The 6,307-nt window shown below is 60.0% G+C and carries 8 protein-coding genes; 4 read left to right on the top strand and 4 right to left on the bottom strand.

The genetic code is table 11. The annotated features are described in order from the left end of the window. Window positions 1–95: 95 nt before the first annotated feature. From fusA to rpsL, 3 genes are read right to left on the bottom strand one after another with little or no spacing between them, the layout of a single operon-like run. Window positions 96–2,168, bottom strand: coding sequence for an elongation factor G (fusA, locus tag WCJ41_RS19640; RefSeq protein ID WP_336907532.1), 2,073 nt, complete (start codon window positions 2,166–2,168; stop codon window positions 96–98). Between the two features lie 21 nt (window positions 2,169–2,189). Next, window positions 2,190–2,660 (bottom strand): 30S ribosomal protein S7, encoded by a 471-nt coding sequence (gene rpsG / locus WCJ41_RS19635; RefSeq protein ID WP_336907531.1) that lies wholly within the window; start codon window positions 2,658–2,660, stop codon window positions 2,190–2,192. Window positions 2,661–2,677: 17 nt separating this feature from the next. Next, window positions 2,678–3,049 (bottom strand): 30S ribosomal protein S12, encoded by a 372-nt coding sequence (rpsL, locus tag WCJ41_RS19630; protein ID WP_111200369.1) that lies wholly within the window; start codon window positions 3,047–3,049, stop codon window positions 2,678–2,680. A gap of 449 nt (window positions 3,050–3,498) precedes the next feature. Here rpsL and WCJ41_RS19625 point away from each other — a divergent pair, with 449 nt between their 5' ends. From WCJ41_RS19625 to WCJ41_RS19610, 4 genes are all read left to right on the top strand, one after another. After that, window positions 3,499–3,909, top strand: coding sequence for a VOC family protein (locus WCJ41_RS19625; protein ID WP_336907530.1), 411 nt, complete (start codon window positions 3,499–3,501; stop codon window positions 3,907–3,909). Window positions 3,910–3,984: 75 nt separating this feature from the next. Continuing rightward, window positions 3,985–4,725 (top strand): sulfite exporter TauE/SafE family protein, encoded by a 741-nt coding sequence (locus WCJ41_RS19620; RefSeq protein ID WP_336907529.1) that lies wholly within the window; start codon window positions 3,985–3,987, stop codon window positions 4,723–4,725. Between the two features lie 306 nt (window positions 4,726–5,031). Next, complete coding sequence (locus tag WCJ41_RS19615) at window positions 5,032–5,196, top strand: DUF1127 domain-containing protein (RefSeq protein ID WP_336907528.1); 165 nt, start codon at window positions 5,032–5,034, stop codon at window positions 5,194–5,196. A 21-nt stretch (window positions 5,197–5,217) separates the two neighbouring features. Then, a complete protein-coding gene (locus WCJ41_RS19610) occupies window positions 5,218–5,370 on the top strand; it encodes a hypothetical protein (protein ID WP_336907527.1) in 153 nt (50 codons plus the stop codon). A 233-nt stretch (window positions 5,371–5,603) separates the two neighbouring features. Here the strand turns inward: WCJ41_RS19610 and WCJ41_RS19605 are convergent. Next, window positions 5,604–6,307: toprim domain-containing protein (locus WCJ41_RS19605; protein WP_336907526.1), on the bottom strand; the 704-nt coding region annotated here is incomplete at its 5' end.

Here is a 6,307-nt window from a genome sequence, read left to right as displayed (position 1 = left end):
CGTGGTCAACGTGGCCAATCGTGCCAATGTTGCAATGCGGCTTGTCGCGGTTGAACTTCTCTTTGCCCATCGGATGTCTCCGTTTCTCAAATTAATTACGCGTATTTCTTCTTGATATCTTCGGCCACGGCGCCAGGAACCTGGGCATAGTGGTCGAACTGCATGGTGTAGGAGGCACGCCCCTGGCTCATCGACCGAAGGTTGTTGATGTAGCCGAACATGTTGGCGAGCGGCACCAGCGCATTGATGATGTTGGCATTACCGCGCATCGATGTGCCGACAATCTGGCCACGCCGAGAGTTCAGATCGCCGATCACGGACCCAACGAAATCTTCCGGCGACGTCACCTCAACCTTCATCATCGGCTCGAGAAGAACAGCTCCGGCGTTCTCAAAGGCTTCGCGCATAGCCGCGCGAGTGGCGATTTCGAAGGCGATCGCGGAGGAGTCAACTTCGTGGTAGGCGCCGTCAATGAGCGCCACCTTGAGGTCAACCACCGGGAAGCCGATGAGCGGGCCGGAGGACAGAACCGAGTTCAAGCCCTTTTCGACGCCGGGGATGTATTCCTTCGGTACCGAGCCGCCAACGACGCGGGACTCGAAGGCATTGCCTGCACCGGCCTCGTTCGGCTCGATTTCAAGGATGACGCGGGCGAACTGCCCAGTGCCGCCAGTCTGCTTCTTGTGTGTGTAGTCCTTGATCACCTTGCGGGTAATTGCTTCGCGGTAGGCAACCTGCGGGGCTCCTACCTGAACCTCAACCTTGTGGGTGCGCTTCAGAATATCGACCTTGATGTCAAGATGAAGCTCGCCCATGCCCTTGATGATGGTCTCTCCCGACTCGGAGTCGGTCGAGACGCGGAACGACGGATCCTCAGCGGCCAGCTTGTAGAGCGCCACGGCCATTTTTTCCTGGTCGGCCTTCGTCTTGGGCTCCACCTTCATCTCGATGACGGGTTCCGGGAACTCCATCTTTTCGAGAATGACGGGCTTGGCAGGATCGCACAGCGTGTCGCCGGTGCGGGTATCCTTAAGGCCAACGAGAGCAACGATATCGCCGGCATGGGCCTCGGCAATTTCCTCACGGTTATTGGCATGCATGAGAACCATGCGACCAACACGCTCGGTCTTCTCGCGGGTCGAGTTCAGCAGAGCGGTACCCTTGTGCAGGACGCCGGAATAAATGCGACAGAAGGTCAGGATACCATACTGATCATCCATGAGCTTGAAGGCGAGAAGCGCCAGCGGCTCGGTGTCCGACGACGGACGCGTCGTCTCTTCGTCATTGCGCGGGTCGATACCCTTGATGGCCGGACGGTCGAGCGGCGACGGGAGATAGTCGACGACGGCGTCGAGCAACGGTTGCACGCCCTTGTTCTTGAAGGCCGAGCCACAGAGCACCGGGAAGAAGGCGCCGGTCAGAACAGCCTTGCGCAGCAGCTTCTTGATCGTCGCGTTGTCGATTTCCTTGCCATTCAGGTAGTCGTCCATGGCCTGGTCGTCAAGTTCGGCACAAGCCTCGACCATCTCGGCACGAGCCTGAATGGACGCGTCCAGAAGGTCAGCAGGAATGTCCTCGTCGTGGAACTTAGCGCCGAGCGCCTCGTCTTCCCACACCACGGCCTTCATGCGAACGAGGTCGATGATGCCCTTGAAGTTGGTCTCGGAGCCGATCGGCAGCTGGATCGGGACGGGGCGGGCGCCGAGGCGCTCCTTGATGTCCTTGATGCACTGCTCAAAAGAGGCGCCGGTCTTGTCCATCTTGTTGCAGAAGACAATCCGCGGAACCGAATACTTGTCACCCTGGCGCCACACGGTCTCGGTCTGGGGCTCAACGCCCTGGTTCGAGTCGAGCACGCAGACAGCGCCGTCGAGCACGCGCAGCGAACGCTCGACTTCAATGGTGAAGTCAACGTGGCCGGGGGTGTCGATGATGTTCATCCGGTGACCGTTCCAGAAGGCGGTCGTGGCGGCAGACGTGATGGTGATGCCGCGCTCCTGCTCCTGCTCCATGAAGTCCATGGTCGCAGCGCCGTCGTGTACTTCACCGATCTTGTGGCTCTTGCCGGTGTAGTAGAGAATGCGCTCGGTGGTCGTCGTCTTTCCAGCATCGATGTGAGCCATGATGCCGAAGTTGCGATAGTCCTCGAGGGCGTGAACGCGGGCCATAATCTGAGTGTCCTGTATCTCTTACCAGCGGTAGTGCGAGAAGGCGCGGTTTGCTTCCGCCATCTTGTGGGTGTCTTCACGCTTCTTCACGGCGGTGCCGCGGTTCTGCGAGGCGTCGAGCAACTCGCCCGACAGACGGTCGACCATGGTGGTCTCGTTGCGGTTGCGGGCTGCGATGATGATCCAGCGAATGGCGAGAGCCTGGCGGCGCTCGGTGCGAACTTCGACGGGGACCTGGTAGGTCGCACCGCCAACGCGGCGGGAACGAACCTCGATGGCCGGAGCCACGTTGTTGAGGGCCTCGTGGAACACCTGGATGGGGTCCGCCTTGGCCTTCGCCTGAATCTTGTCGAAGGCGCCGTAGACGATGCCTTCGGCAACCGACTTCTTGCCCTCATACATGAGGTTGTTCATGAACTTCGAGACGACGAGGTCGCCGAACTTCGGATCCGGATTGATTTCACGCTTTTCGGCGCGATGACGACGCGACATGTTCTATCTCCCCGATCTTACTTCGGACGCTTCGCGCCGTACTTCGAACGGCGCTGACGACGCTTGACGATGCCCTGGGTGTCGAGCACGCCGCGAATGATGTGGTAGCGAACACCCGGAAGGTCCTTCACGCGTCCGCCGCGGATCATGACCACAGAGTGTTCCTGGAGGTTATGACCTTCACCCGGAATGTAGCTCACGACTTCGAAGCCGTTGGTGAGGCGAACCTTGGCCACCTTGCGAAGAGCCGAATTCGGCTTCTTCGGCGTGGTGGTGTAGACGCGCGTGCAAACGCCGCGCTTCTGCGGGCAAGCCTGCATCGCCGGGACCTTGTTACGATAGGTCGGCGCCTGGCGCGGCTTGCGAATGAGCTGGTTGATCGTCGGCATTGTGGCCTTGTCTCTACCTTCGAACCCGATTGCACATAACAAAACCACCGACGCAATCCGGGTTCATGGATCGCGCAGTGCTCAAAACCAGAGGACCATGGAGCCGGCAGGGCCCGCAGGGTCTTGACCTTGAATGTTTTCTCTTCGCTACCCTCGAAAGCGTTTCGATGCGCGGAGCACCGACGGGCCTGCCGTTGGGAAGCGTGCGGGGTTTTACGTTCGGGAGCGCGCGCTGTCAACCCTAAAAAGTGGCCATTTTGACGGATTGAAAGGCCATTTTTGGCATTTCAAGGGGGCCTATTGTGCGCCGCACACTGGATTTAGCACCTCCGGGCACCCGGTTGCCACAATGAATCGTCGTCTGGTCACACGGTTGCCCGCTTCGGACCCGATTCTATGCCTGACGGCGACTTCGACCACCCCGGAAACAGGCAGAAAGGAAGAATCGCATGGCGTCATCGCCCCTGAAGGTCTGGTGGCATGAATTGAACACCTGGGAACCCGACCAGGCACGTCACTTCTATAACGTCACCCTCGGCTGGGATTTCCAGCCCACCACCCTGCCCGACGGCACCTGCTACTGGCTAGCCCACAAGGAGGGCCGCGCCGTGGGCGGACTCTTCCACCTCACCGAACCCGACTTCGAGGGCATCCCGTCCCATTGGATGACCTACTTGGCGGTGGACGACATCACGGCTGCCCAGATCCGGGCCCGGCAAGCCGGCGGTGAGATTTTAAGGCCCTCCTTCCGACTTGCCGGCGTGGGTCGCCTCTCGGTTGTAAGCGACACCGCCGGTGCCATCATCGGGTTGATAGAGCCCGAAGGCTACGCGCCGGAGATAAAAGTACCTGTCCACTAGTTCGGACGGCTTTGGCGCTACCCCGGCGGACCGAAGAAAGGTTTCCTCTATCCGGAACGAGGAAACCTCCCGACCGTGCCTGAACTGCTGCTGATCGCTCTCGCCTCTGGCTTCATCTTCCTCGCGGCGATCGTGCGGGGCTATTCGGGCTTTGGCTTCTCGCTGCTCTCCATCACAGCCCTGTCACTGATCCTCACCCCGGCTCAGGTCATTCCCGCCATCTTCCTGCTTGAGATCGCGGCAAGCCTTCACCTGCTTCCATCGATCTGGAAGGACGTGCACTGGGGTTCGCTCGCCGCCCTCATGGTCGGCGCGTTGATTGGAACGCCATTTGGCGTCTACGCACTCGCCAATGCCCCCCAGGCTCCCATGACGATCGCATTGGCTTGCTTTGTGCTTGTTGCGACTTTTCTGCTATGGCGGGGCTTCACCCTCAAGACCATGCCCTCGAAAGCCGCAACTCTCGCCGTGGGCACGGCAACCGGCCTTGCCAATGGCGCCTTCGGCATGGGCGGTCCGCCCGTTGTTCTCTTCTACTTCGCAAGCCCGGCGGGCCACGCCGCTGGGCGCGCCTCGCTCATCGCCTATTTCCTGTTCACAGATGTGGTGGGCTTGGGTTTCCTGGCTCGCGAGGGACTGGTCACCAGGGAATCGGGTCTTCTGGCCCTCGCCTTCCTGCCCGCGCTGATCGCAGGCATCTGGCTGGGATCACGCAGCTTCAAGGCGGCCGACCCGCAACGGTTCCGCCGCATCGTGCTGACCATTCTCGCCTGTCTGGCCGCGCTCACGGCCATCAAGGCGGCTGTGACGTTATGAGGCGTGACCGGCGGCGGAGACCCCCTTCAACCCAAAGCACGCCATGACCATCCTGCAGATTGGCACCCGGCTCTCCCAAGCTTTTGTCGCGCAGCTGCACCCGGCGAAGCGTCGGACGTCAATCTCCGAACTTAAAACTCCCGACGAGTACCTGCTTCGCGACATCGGACACACTTGCATCAGCGTTCAAGTCATGCGGAGCACTTGGGCAGTTACATAAATCTCTTTTATGATCGTGGCAATTGTCACACTGCCGTTGTGAAGCACGTAGTAAAACTACTGGCATCCAACAGGAGGCTGCGCGCAATGAACAAATTGTCATTCTTCGCAGATTCTGCCGCCCTGTTTGCCCGCAGAGAGCGGCGTGAGGGGTGCGACGCCTATTCGGTGCTCAACCGGTTCGACGAACACATGCTCAAGGACATCGGCCTGTCGCGCAGCGATGTGGAGCGGCTCGGCCGCAAACGTTGATATCGTACGGAAGGACAAGCCATGCCAGCCAACTCGCTCACCAGCCGTAACCAGCACTCATTCGCAAAATTTGGGCGCACGCGCACCTATGGCACGCCGCGCCATCTGAACGACTACCTGCTCAAGGACATAGGCATCACTGCCGACAACCTCGGCCTCTCACGCAAGCGCTGATTTATTTATCTTTCTTCTCACCCCAGCCTCAGCCCCGGTTCCGCCGGGGTTTTTTGCTTAAGGTGAACAGATCGCGTGTGCGGCAGATCTCATAAGCCCAAGCGCCGCGGCCCTAGACGAGCTCTGTCGCGAGGCAACTGAACGACCGTCGCTTGGTTGCCTAACTCAGGCCCCCCGCAGGCCGGTGCTTTTTTCTTTGTGGGTGAAGGTAACCACTGGGCGAATTCACCCTGCTAGATATCCAATCCGTCTTCGCTCACGAACTCGGCGCGCTCCGAGATGAAAATAAAGCGTTCTTCGGGCTTGTTGCCCATGAGCTGCTCGACAATCCTGGCGGTGTCGGCGCGTGCGGCGTCTTCTAGAGTGACGCGCAGCAGATGGCGCTTCTTCGGGTCCATCGTCGTTTCCTTGAGCTGTGAGGGCAGCATTTCACCCAGGCCCTTGAAGCGGCTGACCTCGACCTTGCCACGACCCGACATTTCGGTGCGCATCAGCTCCTGGCGATGTTTCTCGTCCCGCGCATAGGCAACCTTCGGGCCCTGCGCCAGCTTGTAAAGCGGCGGGACAGCAAGATAGAGGTGCCCTTCGTCGATCAGCTTCGGCAATTGGCGATAGAAAAAGGTCATCAGTAGGGATGCGATGTGGGCACCGTCCACGTCGGCATCGGTCATGATGATGATCTTGTCGTAGCGCAGGTCTTCCTCGCGGTAGGACGAAGCGGTGCCACAGCCCAGGGCCTGGATCAAGTCGGCGAGTTGCTGGTTACCGGCAAGTTTGTCCTTCGTTGCTGATGCGACATTGAGGATCTTGCCGCGCAAGGGCAGAACGGCCTGCGTTTCGCGATTGCGCGCCTGCTTGGCGGAGCCGCCGGCCGAGTCACCTTCGACGATGAAGAGTTCCGAGCCATCCTTCTGCGTGGCCGAACAATCGGCCAGCT

Origin of the sequence: Aestuariivirga sp. (genome assembly GCF_037139295.1) — a bacterium.
Classification (GTDB): Bacteria; Pseudomonadota; Alphaproteobacteria; order Rhizobiales; family Aestuariivirgaceae; genus Aestuariivirga.
Note: the sequence above shows the minus strand (reverse complement) of the source record. Positions and strands in the feature narration are given on the sequence as shown.